This window comes from Psychroserpens luteus (genome assembly GCF_015319355.1).
GTDB classification, from domain to species: domain Bacteria; phylum Bacteroidota; class Bacteroidia; order Flavobacteriales; family Flavobacteriaceae; genus Psychroserpens; species Psychroserpens luteus.
In genome coordinates this window covers 223,674-240,535 of record NZ_JADILU010000005.1, presented here as the reverse complement: position 1 = coordinate 240,535, position 16,862 = coordinate 223,674, and the positions used below count along the sequence as shown (strand labels likewise).

General features: G+C 31.4%; 12 protein-coding genes. 6 read left to right on the top strand and 6 right to left on the bottom strand.

Features of this window, described 5'->3' with window-relative positions; genetic code table 11:
- Nucleotides 1–8: 8 nt before the first annotated feature.
- Entirely contained in the window at nt 9–1,352 is a 1,344-nt protein-coding gene (locus tag IM744_RS13135) for a deoxyguanosinetriphosphate triphosphohydrolase (RefSeq protein WP_194508603.1), read from the bottom strand.
- 195 nt (nt 1,353–1,547) lie between these two features.
- Between IM744_RS13135 and IM744_RS13130 the strand changes: the two genes are divergently transcribed.
- Nucleotides 1,548–2,828, top strand: coding sequence for a hypothetical protein (locus tag IM744_RS13130; protein ID WP_194508602.1), 1,281 nt, complete (start codon nt 1,548–1,550; stop codon nt 2,826–2,828).
- Nucleotides 2,829–2,948: 120 nt separating this feature from the next.
- Nucleotides 2,949–5,795, top strand: a complete 2,847-nt coding sequence (locus IM744_RS13125) for a TonB-dependent receptor (RefSeq protein ID WP_194508601.1) — start codon at nt 2,949–2,951, stop codon at nt 5,793–5,795.
- Between the two features lie 69 nt (nt 5,796–5,864).
- Here the strand turns inward: IM744_RS13125 and IM744_RS13120 are convergent, their stop codons facing one another.
- Nucleotides 5,865–6,218 carry a toxin-antitoxin system YwqK family antitoxin gene (locus IM744_RS13120; protein ID WP_194508600.1) on the bottom strand — a complete coding sequence of 118 codons (354 nt, stop codon included), beginning with the start codon at nt 6,216–6,218 and terminating at the stop codon, nt 5,865–5,867.
- Nucleotides 6,219–6,615: 397 nt separating this feature from the next.
- Between IM744_RS13120 and IM744_RS13115 the strand changes: the two genes are divergently transcribed.
- Both IM744_RS13115 and IM744_RS13110 read left to right on the top strand, forming a co-directional pair.
- Nucleotides 6,616–7,818: a porin gene (locus IM744_RS13115; RefSeq protein WP_194508599.1), complete on the top strand. Its 1,203-nt coding sequence runs from the start codon at nt 6,616–6,618 to the stop codon at nt 7,816–7,818.
- A 78-nt stretch (nt 7,819–7,896) separates the two neighbouring features.
- On the top strand, nt 7,897–10,197 hold the full coding sequence (locus IM744_RS13110) for an inorganic phosphate transporter (protein ID WP_194508598.1): 2,301 nt from the start codon (nt 7,897–7,899) through the stop codon (nt 10,195–10,197).
- Nucleotides 10,198–10,281: 84 nt separating this feature from the next.
- On the opposite strand, the gene IM744_RS13105 is transcribed toward IM744_RS13110, so the two are convergent.
- Nucleotides 10,282–10,788, bottom strand: coding sequence for an RDD family protein (locus IM744_RS13105; RefSeq protein WP_194508597.1), 507 nt, complete (start codon nt 10,786–10,788; stop codon nt 10,282–10,284).
- 86 nt (nt 10,789–10,874) lie between these two features.
- On the opposite strand from IM744_RS13105, the gene IM744_RS13100 reads away from it, so the two are divergent.
- Nucleotides 10,875–11,597 carry a DUF6503 family protein gene (locus IM744_RS13100; RefSeq protein WP_194508596.1) on the top strand — a complete coding sequence of 241 codons (723 nt, stop codon included), beginning with the start codon at nt 10,875–10,877 and terminating at the stop codon, nt 11,595–11,597.
- Here IM744_RS13100 and IM744_RS13095 read toward each other — a convergent pair.
- The 3 genes from IM744_RS13095 to IM744_RS13085 form a co-directional block, all read right to left on the bottom strand.
- Nucleotides 11,594–12,103, bottom strand: coding sequence for an RDD family protein (locus tag IM744_RS13095; RefSeq protein WP_194508595.1), 510 nt, complete (start codon nt 12,101–12,103; stop codon nt 11,594–11,596). The genes IM744_RS13100 and IM744_RS13095 overlap by 4 nt on opposite strands.
- A 105-nt stretch (nt 12,104–12,208) precedes the next feature.
- Complete coding sequence (locus tag IM744_RS13090) at nt 12,209–14,005, bottom strand: ribonucleoside-diphosphate reductase subunit alpha (protein WP_194508594.1); 1,797 nt, start codon at nt 14,003–14,005, stop codon at nt 12,209–12,211.
- Between the two features lie 3 nt (nt 14,006–14,008).
- Complete coding sequence (locus tag IM744_RS13085) at nt 14,009–15,283, bottom strand: ribonucleotide-diphosphate reductase subunit beta (RefSeq protein WP_194508593.1); 1,275 nt, start codon at nt 15,281–15,283, stop codon at nt 14,009–14,011.
- Nucleotides 15,284–16,127: 844 nt separating this feature from the next.
- On the opposite strand from IM744_RS13085, the gene IM744_RS13080 reads away from it, so the two are divergent.
- Nucleotides 16,128–16,862: a LytR/AlgR family response regulator transcription factor gene (locus IM744_RS13080; RefSeq protein WP_194508592.1), complete on the top strand. Its 735-nt coding sequence runs from the start codon at nt 16,128–16,130 to the stop codon at nt 16,860–16,862.

The window sequence follows — 16,862 nt, the reverse complement described above, 5'->3', positions numbered from 1 at the left end:
AATTTTTTTTATAAGTGGTTTCCTTTTAGTTTCTGATAGGTTAACATAGCATTACTATCAGACATTTTTGAAATGTAGAAGCATATAGATAATAGATTATCATAAATAGTATCTTTCTGTAAGTCTACATTAGGCTCTAAAACTTTCAAAATAAGTCTATCATAATTAGATAACTCTCCCTTTAAATTATTTATAACCGCTTTTGTAAAGATATTTAAAAGTTCATTAATAACCTTATAACCTACAATCTCTTTGTCAATAACGTCTTTTGATTGATATACATTTGAAATGCTCAATTTGAGGATGTCATTGATTTGAGCTTCGTATGCACTGCAATCTAAAAGTGCTTTTGAAAAGGCACCACTTAAGATATCTTGTTCGTTTTGCATAAAGATCTCAACAGCTTCGCTAATTAGTGTGTTAATTGCCAATGATCTCAAATAACTTAATCTGTCTTGTGTGCTTTGCAGCGTATTATATGTTTTTGTTTGAATAGAATCTCTCACCAAGTTTATAAGATATTCTAAAGCGTATTCTTCTTGTATAAGTCCTAAGTTAATCCCATCTTCAAAATCAATTATCGTGTAGCAAATATCATCTGCTGCTTCAACTAGATACACGAGAGGATGCCTACAATAACTGACATCATTTTCATCACCTCTTTTAACTAATCCTAATTCTTGTGCGATGTCTTTAAATGTTTCTTTTTCATTTTGAAAAAAGCCATACTTTTTATCTGCGATGTGTGTTGTTGGTTTCTTCGGAAGGGACTCTTTAGGGTATTTTGTAAATGCACCAAGAGTAGCATAACTTAGTCTTAAACCACCAGAACGACCTTGACGACTCTCAGTAAGTATTTTTAAACCATTAGCGTTACCTTCAAAATCACATAAATCTTGATATTGTTTTTTAGTGAGTTGATCTTCATAGTAACGACCATTGCCAGATTTAAAAAACTCACCAATAGCTTTTTCTCCAGAATGACCAAAAGGCGGATTTCCAATATCATGCGCTAATGCAGCAGCAGCGACGATGGCTCCAAAATCATTCATTTGATAGCCATGAACATCTTTTAAATGTGGATGTTTTTCTAATATTTTTTGACCTACTTTTCTTCCTAAAGAACGTCCAACGACACTTACTTCTAAACTATGTGTTAATCGTGTGTGAACAAAATCGGTTTTTGATAATGGTACGACTTGAGTTTTGTCTTGTAGACTTCTAAATTCCGAAGAAAAAATAATACGATCATAGTCAACTTCAAAACCTAAACGGGTTTCATCTTGTTCTTTTCGTAAGCGTTTATTAGTGTCTCCAAATCGCTTTAAGGAGAGTAATTGTTCCCAATTCATAAATATTGTTTAGCTGTAGCAAGATAGGGATTTCAATGTTAAATTTATGTTTCGAGATTATAAAATTCACAGTTTCTGGTAACACTGAATTAACAGTTTTATGATTTAGGTTTAATAATCAATTAACCTTGACTTTACACTATGCGCTTTTCTTTGCATCGTTAATAAATAATAAAAAACTAACAAAACAATATCATGAAAAAATTAGTATTATCTGCATTAATCGCTTCTTCATTAGTATTCACTGGATGTTTTAAAGATGACGACACTCCTATAATTATAGAAACAACTACTATTAACAACTATGGTGATGATGGTAACGGAAATAGTGGAGAAACTTGCCCTATAGTTGCAGTTACTGGAGCAATTACAGAAAACACAACTTGGACAAACGACAATATATATCAATTAAACCAAAAAGTTGTAGTAGATAATGGAGCAACGTTAACCATTGAAGCTGGAACTATAGTTAAAGGTTCTCCAGGAACAGGTTCTTTGGCATCTGCATTAATTATTGCTAGAGGAGCAAAAATTAACGCTGTAGGTACAGCATCTCAGCCAATTATTTTCACATCTATTAGTGACAATATTACTTGTGGTCAAACTGCAGGAACAAACTTAGATGAAAATGATAGAGGTCAATGGGGAGGATTAATTGTATTAGGTTATGCGCCTAGTTCATTCTCTGGAGATAATGTAGAAAATCAAATTGAAGGTATTCCTGCTGATGACACTTTTGGATTATATGGTGGTTCTAATCCTGCTGATAACTCAGGTGTGATGTCATACATTTCTATTCGTCATGGTGGTGCCTTAATTGGTGAAGGTAACGAAATTAATGGTTTAACACTTGGTGGTGTTGGAAATGGAACAGTGATTAACAACATTGAGGTTGTTGCTAACGTTGATGATGGTGTTGAGTTTTTTGGTGGTACTGTAAACGCTACAAACTTATTAGTGTGGTCACAAGGAGATGATGCCTTGGATATTGATCAAGCTTATTCAGGTACTATTAATAATGCTGTAGTTGTTTTAGGAGATATTTCAGATCATGCTTTTGAGGTTGATGGTCCAGAAGGAACAGGTACTGGCTCTTTTATTCTTCAAAATGTAACAATCATTGGTAATACAGTTACAGAAAATGGTGAATATGCAGATTACAGAAGTGGAGCTACAGGAACAACTAATAATATATATGCTTTTGGTTTTAAAGATTCATCTGATGTTGAATTGGACAATGATGGTGTGGCAACAAACTATAACAATGGTGAATTAACTTTTGGTGTTTGGCAAATAGTTTTACCATCAGGTGCTACAGACGTAACAAATATTTTTGTAAACAAAGCAGAAACAGTAATGGTTACTGGATTTGGTTCTACAGCAACTGCAGTAGCAGAAGGAGCAAATACTGTTGGAGCGAATACATCAGATTTTGCGTGGACTTACGCAAATACTGCGGGTGGATTAGGTTTTTAATATTAAACTAAACCTAGTTAACTCATTAGTATTTTATAAGTCAAATAAACTCTTTCAATATAAACTAATACTACTCGTTAACTTTTTAACGAGTAGTATAGTTTAGATAATTAACTAATTATGGAAAAAAAAATATACTCACTCTTAATACTTTTCTTTATTTGTGTTGGTTTTATCAATGCTCAAAAAGGAACAGTAGCTGGAAACGTTATTGACGGTGAGTTTGTAGAGCCAATGGCATTTGCTAACATTTTAGTGAAAGGCACAACAACAGGAACAACTTCTGATTTTGATGGAAAATATGAATTAGAATTAAATCCAGGAACATACACATTGATCTTTTCTTTTGTTGGTTACAATACACAAGAAATTGTGGAAGTAGTCATCAAAGCAGGAGAAGTTACTGAGCTAGATGTAACACTACAAACAAATTCATTAGACACAATTATTTTAACAACAAGTGTCAAAAAAAATACTGAAAGCGCTGTCTTAAATTTGCAAAAAAAGTCAGTCACTTTATTGGACGGTTTATCGGCTCAATCTATAAAAAGTAGTGGTGCAGGAAACGTTGCAGCAGCTGTAAAGAACGTACCTGGTGTATCAATTCAAGGAGGGAAATATGTTTATGTTCGTGGTTTGGGTGATAGGTATACTAAATCTATATTAAATGGTATTGATATTCCTGGGTTAGATCCAGATAGAAATACAATACAAATGGATCTATTTCCAACAAGTATTTTAGATAATATTATTGTATTAAAATCTGCAGCAGCAGAGTACCCAGCAGATTTTACTGGTGGTATCATTGACATTATTACTAAAGATTTTCCAACCAAAGGAGAATATTCTATCTCATTAGGTAGTAGTTATAATCCAGATATGCACTTTAATGATAATTATTTAACTTCGGAAGGGAGTGATACAGATATTTTTGGATATGATGATGGTACTAGAAATTTGCCAATCAATAGATATCAACCAATTCCTGCAACAAGTGAAAATAATTCATTATTAACAACACTTACTAATAGTTTTCAAAAAGAACTTGCTGCAAAACAAGAGAGGAGTGGAATGGATCTTGATTTTGGATTTACATTAGGAAACCAATACGATATAGGAGATGATAAAATAGGATATCAAGCTTCATTTTCTTACAAAAACACAACAACGTTTTATGAAAATCGTGTTGATGGTGCTTATATTAAAAATCCGCAAGACACTTCAGATTATGAGTTACTTGCAGCGTTAAATTCAAAAGGAGCAGAAGGGATAAACAATGTCATTTTAAATGGTTTGGCAGGTATTGCATACAAAACTGAAAAATCTAAGTTTAAAGTTAATATACTGCATATCCAAAATGGAGAATCTTCAGCTGGATTTTTTAATCAAATAATTTCGCAAGATGGTACTGGTGGAGCTTTAGAGCCATTAACTAAAAATGCGATTGCTTATACTGAAAGATCAATTACAAACTTATTGGTAACAGGTAAACATAGATTAAATAGTATTGGTGATGAAAAGGCATTTAATTTTGAATGGAAACTATCACCAACATTCTCTAAAGTAATGGATAAAGGTCATAGAATTACACCTTTACAGCAGTCTGATAGTGGGAACTCTTTTTTATCACCATCTGCTTCTACGTTTCCAATTCAATTATGGAGAAATCTTTTAGAAGAATCATGGAATGGAAAGGTTGATTTTGATAAAACAATTGATCTATTTAATAGACCAGCCAAAATAAAATTTGGTGGTGCTTATACCTATAAATTTAGAGATTTTAGTGTCGATGATTATACCTTTAACATTAGAGGAAACCAATCGTTTATTTCAAATGGAGATGTTAATAATTTATTAGCAGAAGAAAATGTGTGGAACCCTACAAGTGATGCAGGTACTTATTTGATAAATATAGATACATTTAATGCTAACGATGCTTACGAAGGTGAGCAACATATTGGAGCAAATTATGTGTCGTTAGAGTTTAATGTAAGTGAGAAGATGAAAACTGTTTTAGGACTAAGAACAGAGTTTTTTAAATCTTACTATACAGGACAAGATGGTCCAGAAAATATATTTGATAGAGAATTAGTTTTAGATGAGTTTGATTTCTTTCCGTCAGCTAATGTTATTTACGCTTTAAATGATGATGATAATTTACGAGCATCTTACTCTCGTACGACTGCCAGACCCTCTTTTAAAGAGCAATCTAACTCACAAATCTTTGACCCTATAACAGGTCGTTTATTTATTGGAGCATTGGCTGTAAAACCTTTGGTGCCTACTTATATAAACAACTTTGATTTGAGATATGAGCATTTTGGAGAAAAAGGTCAAATGTTTGCTATTAGTGGATTTTATAAAGGCTTTACAGATGCTATTGAACAGCAGTTTTTTGTCAATGCACCAACGCAACTTACTGTAGGTAATTTGGGAGATGCTAATGTTATTGGAGCAGAGTTTGAAGTGCGTCAGCGTTTAGGTTTTATTACAGAAGGGTTAAATAACCTTAAAATTAATGCTAATGTTTCAATAATAAAATCTGAACTTACCATGTCTGACGATGAGTTTCAAGGAAGGGAAGATAGTGCAAGAGATGGTGAAACAATAGATAAAAAAAGAGATTTGCAAGGTCAAGCACCATATTTAATTAATGTTGGTTTAGATTATAATAATGATGATATAGGATTGCAAACCGGATTGTTCTTTAATGTGCAAGGAAAAACTTTAGAGGTTGTAGGTATTAGAGAAGTACCAGATGTATATACAAAACCGTTTAATAGTTTAAATTTTACTTTAAATAAAACGTTTGGAGAAGATGAACATACATCAATAGATTTTAAGGTGTCAAATATTTTGGGTAATTCAAGAATAAGCGAATACGAATCGTTTAGAGCTCAAAACCAAATTTTTACTTTGAGAGATCCAGGAACAACCTTTTCTTTAGGATATACTTATAAATTCTAAAATAGAGTTTGAATTAGTCAAAAAAAATCCCAACTGTTTAGTTGGGATTTTTTTTATTTAAATTATTTTTTAATTTATAGCTAATTGAACCTTATCTGTCCATTCACTTACACTAGCTATTTTAGAATCTTGGTAATCTACTTCTCTAAGTTTATTACCAGACCAAAATAACCATTTACCTGTTTTTTGTCCGTTTGTGAAATTAGCAACGGTTACTTTATTTCCTTCTTCATCAAAACTAGTCCAAACACCATGAAGTTCTCCTTTTTTATTGAAAGTACCTTGTTGCTCTATGGCACCATTATCATGGTAATATGTAGCAATTGTTAAATCTCCATCTTTTTTTAAATCAACTTTGGGTTTTTCTTGAGCAAATGTTAGAGTTACACTTAACATTAATAGAATAGCGAATATTTTTTTCATGATTTTTTTATTTGGGTGTTTAATATATTACTTGATTCAAAGTTAAACAAAACTTTACAATTATCAAACATTTACGTAACATTAAATTAACATTAGGGTTTTAATTTATTGTTAATCAATGTTTTATTTATTTTTATATGGGTTTAATTCTTAATGATTAGATAATATTAGCATTACAATTAAATTACTTTACATCCTCATATTTGTATTAGTGTTTTATACACCATTAGAGCTTCATAAATTTTATTAGTTTTTGTCGACTAAAAGGCTATGTTGTCTAATAAGGCTGCTTTGAAAAAAGTAGCCTTTTTTGTTAATATCTCCTAAAATCTTAATTATTAGGAAACATTCAGTTAACATTAAAATCAGTTATTTGCAGCGACAAAAACTGATAATAATGAAATTTCTATTGACTTTAGCACTAATACTGTGTGCTTATAGTTATTCTTACTCTCAAGAGATTAGCGATACATCTTTTGGTAAAGGATTAATCAACTTCGTAGCCAAGGATAGTTCCTTTAGTATAAAATTTGCTCCTCGTTTTCAAGTACGTTCAATATCTTCATGGGATCATGATGGTGATCAATATGGCAGTCCAGAGCATAATTTTATAGTTAGACGTGCTCGTTTAAAGTTTGATGGTTTTGCTTACAGTCCAAAATTGAAGTATAAAATAGAATTAGGATTATCTAACAGAGACATCTCTGGCGCAAATGAGTTCAATAGAGAAACACCTCGTTATATTTTAGATGCTGTTTTAATGTGGAATTTTGCTCCTAACTGGGAGCTCTGGGCTGGACAAACTAAGCTTCCAGGAAATATAGAGCGTGTAGTATCTTCAGCAAATCTTCAATTAATTAATCGGTCGCTTTTAAATAGTCGTTTTAATTTAGATCGAGATGTCGGTATTCAACTTCGTCACAAAAGTGATTTAGGAGGTGGTTTTTTAATGCGAGAAAAATTTGCAATCTCTCAAGGAGAAGGTCGCAACGTTACAGAAGGAAATGAAGGTGGATTACAATATACAGGACGTCTTGAGTTTCTTCCCTTCGGAAATTTTAAATCAAAAGGAGATTATGTCCAAGCAGATTTAAATCGTGAGAAAACACCAAAATTAATGGTTGGTTTCACGTATAACCTTAATCAAAATGCTGTAAGAGAAAGAAGTGGCTTAGGAGATTATATGTTTAAAAGTGATGAATCACTTTATGAAACAGATGTGACTACTATTTTTGCAGATGCCATGTTTAAATATAATGGGTTTTCATTTATGGGAGAATATGCAAATCGAACTGCTGCAAACCCTATTGCGATAGATGTTGATGGTACAACACCTACAGGAGACGTTGTTTTAACTGGTAACGCTTTAAATTTGCAAGTGGGATATGTATTTAAGACGAACTATGAGGTTGTTACTCGTTTTACGACTCTTGATTATGATTCAATTACAAATACGCTTTCAAAAAAACAATACACTCTGGGAGCTTCAAAATATATTGTAGGTCACAAATTAAAAGTCCAATCTGACATTAGTTATAGTAGCTTAGATGGAAACGATGACAACATAACATTTAGATTAGGATTTGATATTCACTTTTAACGCTAAAAACATAACAATAAGGTAACACACTAGAGAGAAACTCTAAAGATATTTGCACACCTTTTTAAATTAAAGATTATGGATAATATTTATTTATATATGATTATTGCACTAGCCATTTTAGCAGTAGCTGATTTGGTTGTAGGTGTTAGTAATGATGCAGTGAATTTTTTAAATTCTGCAATTGGTTCTAAAGCTATTTCCTTTAGAACAATTATGATTGTAGCGAGTGCTGGTGTCGCAATTGGTGCTGTGTTCTCAAGTGGAATGATGGAGGTTGCTAGAAAAGGAATTTTCAATCCTGGAGAATTCATGTTTAATGAAATTATGATCATTTTCATGGCAGTAATGATTACTGATATTCTTTTACTTGACTTTTTTAATTCAATTGGGATGCCTACTTCAACAACGGTATCTATTGTTTTTGAATTACTAGGTGCTGCAGTGGCAATGGCTTTAATTAAAATTGGTCATGATGGAGGAAGTTTTGATGATGTCGTTGGATATATCAATACTTCTAAAGCTACAGAGATTATATTGGGTATTCTGCTTTCGGTCGTCGTCGCCTTTTCTATAGGCGCACTGGTTCAATGGTTCTCAAGATTACTACTGTCGTATAATTTTGAGAAAAAGGCAGCATGGGTTGGCGCTTTGTTTGGTGGTATGGCTATAACTGCAATTACTTACTTTATTTTCATGAAAGGTTTAAAAGGTACAGCTTATGCAAGTCAGTCCTTTGATATTCTAGGAGGTGGTACCATGAAAGATTTTTTAGAGCACCAAGTGTTTTATATTATTTTGGTGAGTTTGGTCATTTGGTCGATTTTCTCTTATGCACTTATTGCTTTTTTTAAGACTAATATCTATAAGTTAATTATCATTCTAGGAACTTTTGCATTAGCATTAGCTTTTGCTGGTAATGACTTGGTAAACTTTATTGGTGTACCTATCGCTGCATTTAATGCTTTTGAGCAATGGACACTTTCTGGATTACCAGCTACAAGTTTCCCAATGGATGTTTTAGCAGAAAAAGTTCCAACTAACAATTTACTTTTGTTTGCAGCAGGAATGATTATGGTATTAACCTTATGGTTCTCTACGAAAGCAAAAAATGTAGTCAAAACATCATTAGATTTAGCTAGTCAAGGTGCTACAAAAGAACGTTTTCAACCTAATTTCTTATCTCGTGGATTTGTAAGAGTAGCAGTGGGTTTATCTCAAATGACAGCTTATGTTTTACCAAATACGTGGCAAGCAAAAATTGAAAAGCAATTTGAAGCACCTGTGATTTCACTTCCAAAAGATAAAAAATACGAACTACCAGCTTTTGATCTTGTTCGTGCAGCTGTAAACTTAATGGTAGCAGCAGTATTAATTTCTATTGCTACATCATACAAACTACCATTATCAACAACCTATGTTACTTTTATGGTAGCCATGGGTACTTCATTAGCAGATAGAGCTTGGGGAGCAGAAAGTGCAGTTTACAGAGTAGCTGGTGTTATTAATGTGATAGGAGGTTGGTTCTTTACTGCTATAAGTGCATTTTTGGCTGCTGCTTTGGTTGCTTATTTGTTAAACCTTAATTTACATGTTATGTTCCCATTATTATTGGTAGCAGCGTTTGGTTTATTATTAAGAAATTACATATCTCATAATAAAAAATCAAAAGAATCTAAAGCAGAGGATAGTTTGACTAAAGCAGAAAGTAGTTCTGTTCAAGGTGTTATTCATGAAAGTGCAAAAAACATTGCTAACGTAGTAAAACGTGGTAATAAAATTTACACGAATGCAATTAGAGGTTTAGCTAAACAGGATTTGGCTTTATTGAAAAAGAATAAAAAGCAAGTCGTTAAACTTTCTGATGAGGTTGATGAATTGCGAGATAACATATTTTATTTCATTAAAAATCTTGATGAATCTAGTATTGGTGCGAGTAATTTTTACATTAATATTCTAGGTTATCTTCAGGATATGACCCAATCTTTAGAGTACATTTCTAAAGTGAGTCATAAACACGTTAACAACAATCATAAAAAATTGAAGTTCTCTCAAATTAAAGAATTAAAAGAAGTGGATGATAAAATGGAACTTTTGTTTAATGAAACAAAAGCTGCTTTTGATTCTCAATCTTTTGAAAAAATTGGAGAGATCTTAAATGATAAAGCTAAAGTATATGGCTTAGTTAAGGAGAAAATTCAAAAACAAGTAGAGCGTACTCGTACAGAAGAGTCGAGTCCAAAAAACACAACACTTTACTTTAGTTTACTTCTAGAAACAAAAGATTTATTAAATGCAACAATGAATCTATTAGAAGAATATCATGATTCACATGATAGTTCTGTAATACCAGCAAAGGTGATTGAAAATGAAGAGTAAGACACTCAATTTATAAATAAAAAAAGACCATCTAATTTTAGATGGTCTTTTTTTTATTTGATTATTTCTAGCGCTAAAATGGCTTTACTCGCCAATTCTTCCAATTTCATCTAAATCATCAAAGGCTGCTTTTTTAGCTTCAAATTTTGCGATATCTACAACGTAAGTTTTTGAGATAGAATCGTGCCAACCTTTTCCTTCTTCTCCAAGAAAAGAAAATTGTTCAAACGGAATAATACGACATAGCGAACGAACTAAAATCTCATTAAATGTTGGTTTTGAGCCATCATAGAGCACCACTTTTGTTTTTGTAATGTATTTACCTAAAGAGCGTGCAGTGAGTGTCTCTATTGTTAAATAATATATAATTAGAATTATGGCTCCAAAAATATAGTCAGATAATCGACCTTCAGATTCTATGACGAGTTCATAAAGTCCATAACTTCCTGTTAATTCTGAAATGAGACCAATAAGAACAACTATTGCAATTCCAATAACAACTTGTGCTATATAATCCATTATAAAATTGGCGAATCTAATACCTTTACTTGCTAATACGTCTGGTGTTACTGTGTATTTAATTTGATTCATAGGTTGGTTTTTGTTTAGTGAGTTTCAAATATAATATTCTTAGGTTAATCTCAAATAGTTTAATTTAGTATTAAAAGTTTTGCATTATGAAATATACATCCTTAGTTATTCTCTTCTTATTTAGTTTTCAATTGTTACCTGCTCAAGAATTAACAGGGAAAGAGCTTCTGGAAAAAGCAATAACTTATCATGACCCAAACAATAATTGGTCAACTTTTAATGGTGAGTTGTTTATCACTATGGAAACTCCTAACAATAAAAATCGTGAGAGTAAAATCATTATTAATTTACCTTCGGAATATTTCTACGTCCAAGCAAAACGTGATAGTATTACGACAGAATATACGTTAGATAAAGCGGACTGTTCTATTAAATTAAATGGTTTGGAAGATATTTCCGAAGAAAACATAAAGACCTATAATTTGAATTGCGATAGAGCTCATATGTATAAAAACTATTACACTTATCTTTACGGTTTGCCAATGAAATTGAAAGATGAAGGTACAGTGATTCAAGATAAAGTTGAGCGTAAAACCTTTAAAGGAAAAGAATATCTTGTATTAAGTGTGAGTTATGATGAAGGTGTGGGAAGTGATGTTTGGTATTTTTATTTTGATCCAAATACCTTTGCTATGGAAGTTTATCAATTCTTTAAAACTGATGAAAAAGGTGAATTAAAACCAGATAGTGGAGAATACATTCTTCTAACCGAAACCAAAACGGTTAATGAGATTAAAATACCAAAAAATAGAGCTTGGTATTATAATAAGGATGACAAGTATTTGGGTACAGATGTCTTGAAGAATTAAATATCTTCTCCTATTAATCCAATTTGTTCTAATTCTAATATTGAGTTTTTCTTTTCATTAAATTTATCTGCTTTGACAACATAACAATCTGCAATAGAGTCGTGCCAACCTTTTCCGTTGGTGCCTAAAAATGAAAGTGCATCAAACGGAATCCATCTACTAAAACTTCTTTTTAATATTTGTTTTGTTGTCGGTTCATTTCCGTCGACGGATACAACAATAGTATTGGTAGCAAATTTCCCTAATGTTTTAAAAGTGTATTTTTCCATTAAAAAATAATATGTAAACATGAATACGTAGCTTACAATGAAGTCTTCTATTTCAGACATGCCATTCCATATGTCATTTAGTGTGTAATTACCTGTAAATTCTCCCAAATAGAATAATCCATAGGTTAAACCATACATAATTGCATACTGTGGTACTAAATCTATAAAATGGTGAAGTATGCGTTGACCTTTGCTAGCTAATAGTTCGTCTGTGATTTCAAATGTGTTTTGGTACATGGTTGAAATTGTTAGGGATATTCAAACATAAAAAAAGCATCTTGATAATCAAATATCAAGATGCTTTTTATTAATTATAATATTTCCGAAGAAAAAAGAAATTTGTTAACCTTCACAGCTAGCACAATCTTTCTTTTGCTTAAATTTTTGTGCAGCATTCATACTGTGTTGGTAGTACAATGATTTTACACCAAGTTGCCAAGCAGTTACATAAAGCTTGTTAATGTCTTTAACAGGCATATCTGGATGTACCATAATATTTAATGACTGCGCTTGATCAATATGATTTTGTCTATTTGCAGCTTGATATATAATGGTCATTTGATCAATTTCAGAATACGTTTTAAACACATCTTTTTCGTGATCTGTCAGTTCTTCTAAATGTTGTACAGAACCATCGTAATCTCTAATGCTTCTCCAAATCTCATCGGTATTGATTCCTTTTTCTTCTAAAAGCGCTAATAAATAAGGGTTCTTTATTGTCGTTTTTATTTTCGCGATATCTTTCACATAACTATTAGACCAAATTGGCTCAATACCTTGTGATACTTGTCCTAAAATGAAAGCAGAAGATGTTGTTGGTGCTACAGCATTTAAGGTTGTGTTACGTCTTCCGTATCCTTTTAATACTTCTGGCTCGCCAAATAATGTAGCTAATTCTACAGATGCTTTATTTGATTTTTCGTTAATCGTTTTAAAGATTTTACTGTTTAAATCAAAAGCCTCTTGGCTATCAAAACTTAGATTTTTAGATTGTAATAATGAGTGCCATCCTAAAGCTCCTAATCCTAAAGCTCTGTTCTCTTTAGCAAAAGTATAAGCTTTTTCCATAAACATAAAAGTATGTCTATCATCTCGGCTATCAGAATCTCTATAAACTTCTAATTTTGTGATAAATTCTTCTAGAACCGCATCTAAAAAGTATACCATAGTTTCTACAGCATCGGTATCTTTCCACTTATCATAATGTAATAAGTTTATAGAAGACAATACACAAACAAATGACCAACGATCGTTTGTAGGTAACATAATTTCAGAACATAAGTTACTTGCGTAAATCTCATGATTTTTATCTTGATAAACATCTGGAGCTTTATTGTTTGCATTGTCTCTAAAGAAAATATAAGGATATCCTATTTCTCCTCTACGTTGCAATACTTTAGCCCAAATTGCTCTTTTATCTGCATCACCATCAATCATTTCTTGCATCCATTCGTTACCTACTGTAACACCATGGGTTAATTCTTGAATTGGATTACCTTCTGTTCCTATTTCTAAAAACTCGTGTATGTCTTGATGCTCGATTGGTAAGTATGGAGAAAAACGACCTCTTCTTACTGAACCTTGACTTACAACATCAACCATTTTTTCAAACAATTGCATGATGTGAACTGCACCAGAAGACTCACCATTATTTTTTACAGGAGCGCCTCTATGTCTTAATTTACCAAAGTAACCAGAAGTACCACCTCCTAGTTTAGACATCATACCTACTTCAGATTGTGTATATAGGATATCTCCCATATCATCAGAAATATGTGAACCAAAACAACTAATTGGTAAGCCACGTTTTTTTCCAAAGTTAGACCAAACTGGAGATGCTAATGAATAATAGCCCTCTGCCATATAGCCATAAAACTTATCTGCAAAACCATCAATACCTAATATTTTTTCTGCATTGTTAGCAATTTCTCTAATTCTTTCTTCAGGAGTTGTATCTCCTGTAAGATAACCTGAGGCTAAAAATTGACGACTATGCTCAGTTAACCATTTAATTTCTGGATCTGTATTGGCATCTTTTATGGCTTCTTTTCTAGCCTTAATTAATTCATCGTGGCTAGATGTTTTTGTTGCTTCTTGATTCACTTTGTTTTCGATGTCTAGGTTGGTGTTGTCGTTCATAGTTTAAAATAGGTCGTCTCCGGTTACACTTTTTTGTCTTTTTGCATAGTTGATTGAACGCTTCACGAAGAAATCTCCATGTTTTGTTCCAATGATCTCATCGTCAAACCAATCGGTTTGCTTGAGTAAGGTTTCGTTGACATCAAATACTTTTTCAATGCCAATACTTTCTAATGAATTATTGAATCTGTTTTTAAGGAATTCATTGATGACAGCTTTTGGTAAGAAATCTAATTCACCAGCTTCAAATATCCAATCAATAAGTTTGCTTTCAGATTTGAATGCTTCTTCACATAATTCTCTTACTACTGCATTATGCTCTTCATCAAACCATGTTGGGTTTTCGGCTTTTATTATTTTAATAATATCAATACCAAAATCTCCATGAATTTGTTCTTCTTTAGAAGTTGCTTCAACCACATTAGAGACACCTTTTAGCATGTTTTTATGTTTGTTAAAAGCCATTATGATTAAAAACTGAGAGAACAGAGATACATGCTCAATAAAAAGAGAAAACAATAAAATAGACTCTGCATATTCTTTGTTGTCCTCACTTTTAGCGTTTTTTAAAGCAGTTTCTAAATAATGAACACGTCTCATTATTACTGGCTTTTTCTTTAGGTTTTTAAACTCATTGTTAAGACCTAAAATTTCTAATAAATGCGAATAAGCATCGTGATGGCGTACTTCACTTTCTGCAAATGTTGCTCCAACAGATCCTATTTCTGGTTTTGGCATTTTATTATAAATCTCACCCCAAAATGATTTAACTGCAACTTCTATTTGCGAAATAGCAAGCATTGTATTTTTAATAGCATTTTGCTCTACAATAGTTAATCTTGTTTTGAAATCTTGAATATCACTTGTGAAATTAAATTCAGAATGAATCCAATACGAATGTCTTATTGCATCAACATATTCATTAAGTTCAGGATACTCGTAAGGTTTTAAATTGATGCGTTTTTCAAAAATATTTGTTTTTCTATTTCTTGTTTGCTCGTCCCTGTATAAAATATAGGCTTTCGCAACACCAGGAAAAGAGCTTGCCATTAATTTTTCCTCTACAAGATCTTGTACTTCTTCTACTGTAGGTAAGTATTTATGATCTCTTCCTTTTCTTTCTAATAATGTTTGTAAAACATTTACAGAGATTGTATTTGCATCTTCTTTGGAACCATTTCCAACAGATATCATTGCTTTTTCTATGGCATTAGAAATTTTATTTAAAATAAAGGGACTTGTTTCGTAGTCTCTTTTTATAATCTCGGTTATCTCCATAGTTGTTTAATATTTAAGACTAGAATAGTCGTTAGAATGATTTTATCATTCAATTTTATTAGTAAATCCGTAAAACGTGTTATTGTTTTTTTTCCTTAAACAGGAATAAAAGTGACTTAATTTCAAAATTGGTTTTCATCATTTTTTTATCGAAAAAATCAGAAATATTAATTTTATTTTGCCTCCAACAAAGATTGGCAATTGTCGTTAATAATGAAAGGGTATTTTATAAACATTGTCAACAAGTTTTTAACATTGTGATATTCTTATAAAAATTAAAGATTTGTTAAAAATTATACTAAATACCTGATAATCAATTGTTTAAATCAAAAACATTTTGCAAATATGTGTAAGTATATTCCTGTTAAAATGATAGTCACTAGTGATGTTTGCTAGATATTTTAAGGTAGATAATTAAAAAAAAATCAAACAAAAAAAGAGAGCTACTTCTAGCTCTCTTTTCTTCCCTAATAATTAATTAAACTAACTAAAACTATTCACTATATATGAAGTTTTGTTATAAGAAATTAATGATTTTAAAAAAAGTCAGGAATGAACCTGACTTCTTTAATGATTAATAGCATTTAATCAAAATAGTGAATCCCCACGATCACTCTATTTTTTTTCTATTAATTTGATTGGTCATTTAATTTCAATTCAAATATGATAAATAAAATGGGTTTAAAGGTTTCAATTTGTATAGTTGGTTGCAAAAAGTGTGTAAATGGTCATGTCACAAATATAATGCATAGAAAAAACCATCTTAGACACATATTACACAGGAATTCATGCTAACTATACATATTACTTATAAAGTATTTAGATTATGTTTTATATTTGATTTATGATTAAAGCAGTAATAGTAGATGACGAACCAAAAGCTATACAGGGATTATCTTGGGAGCTCACAAATTTTAGTAATGATATTGAAATTATTGAGACCTTTTCTAATCCTGAAGAGGCTATTGCGTACTTAAATGTCAATACTCCAGATTGCTTATTTCTTGATATTCAAATGCCAACTATGGATGGATTTCAGTTTTTAGGAAAACTAACCAATACTGATTTTGCAATTGTGATCACAACAGCTTATGATGAATATGCTATAAAAGCTTTAAAGCATGAAGCTATAGATTATTTGTTGAAGCCAGTAGATTCTGATGACTTGCAAGACACTATAAAAAAAATTAAAAAGTATAATTCTAGATTAAATAATTCGTCTAAAATTGAAGAGGTTTTAGTTAGTTTTAATGAAAAGTTTGATAAAAAGAAGATTACAATAAATACAGATGGTAAACTCATCTTTTTAGATATTGATGATATTGTATTTGTGGAGTCAGATGGGAACTACAGTACAATTGTGACCTCTAAACAGCAAAAAATTGTAATTACTAAAAAACTAAAAGAAGTTGATGCTGTTTTACCAAAACATTATTTTTTTAGAATTCATAACTCCTTTATTGTTAACTTGAATAAAATTAAAGAGTATATCAAAAGCGAAGGTTATGTTGTGATGGAGTCTAATCATAAAATCCCTGTTGCTAGACAACGAAAATCAGATTTTTTAGAAAAGTTATAA

Excerpts from the sequence above, each read along its gene's own strand:
- IM744_RS13135 (WP_194508603.1), bottom strand. The coding sequence starts at position 1,352 with ATGAATTGGGAACAATTACTCTCCTTAAAGCGATTTGGAGACACTAAT.
- IM744_RS13130 (WP_194508602.1), top strand. The coding sequence starts at position 1,548 with ATGAAAAAATTAGTATTATCTGCATTAATCGCTTCTTCATTAGTATTC.
- IM744_RS13125 (WP_194508601.1), top strand. The coding sequence starts at position 2,949 with ATGGAAAAAAAAATATACTCACTCTTAATACTTTTCTTTATTTGTGTT.
- IM744_RS13120 (WP_194508600.1), bottom strand. The coding sequence starts at position 6,218 with ATGAAAAAAATATTCGCTATTCTATTAATGTTAAGTGTAACTCTAACA.
- IM744_RS13115 (WP_194508599.1), top strand. The coding sequence starts at position 6,616 with ATGAAATTTCTATTGACTTTAGCACTAATACTGTGTGCTTATAGTTAT.
- IM744_RS13110 (WP_194508598.1), top strand. The coding sequence starts at position 7,897 with ATGGATAATATTTATTTATATATGATTATTGCACTAGCCATTTTAGCA.
- IM744_RS13105 (WP_194508597.1), bottom strand. The coding sequence starts at position 10,788 with ATGAATCAAATTAAATACACAGTAACACCAGACGTATTAGCAAGTAAA.
- IM744_RS13100 (WP_194508596.1), top strand. The coding sequence starts at position 10,875 with ATGAAATATACATCCTTAGTTATTCTCTTCTTATTTAGTTTTCAATTG.
- IM744_RS13095 (WP_194508595.1), bottom strand. The coding sequence starts at position 12,103 with ATGTACCAAAACACATTTGAAATCACAGACGAACTATTAGCTAGCAAA.
- IM744_RS13090 (WP_194508594.1), bottom strand. The coding sequence starts at position 14,005 with ATGAACGACAACACCAACCTAGACATCGAAAACAAAGTGAATCAAGAA.
- IM744_RS13085 (WP_194508593.1), bottom strand. The coding sequence starts at position 15,283 with ATGGAGATAACCGAGATTATAAAAAGAGACTACGAAACAAGTCCCTTT.
- IM744_RS13080 (WP_194508592.1), top strand. The coding sequence starts at position 16,128 with ATGATTAAAGCAGTAATAGTAGATGACGAACCAAAAGCTATACAGGGA.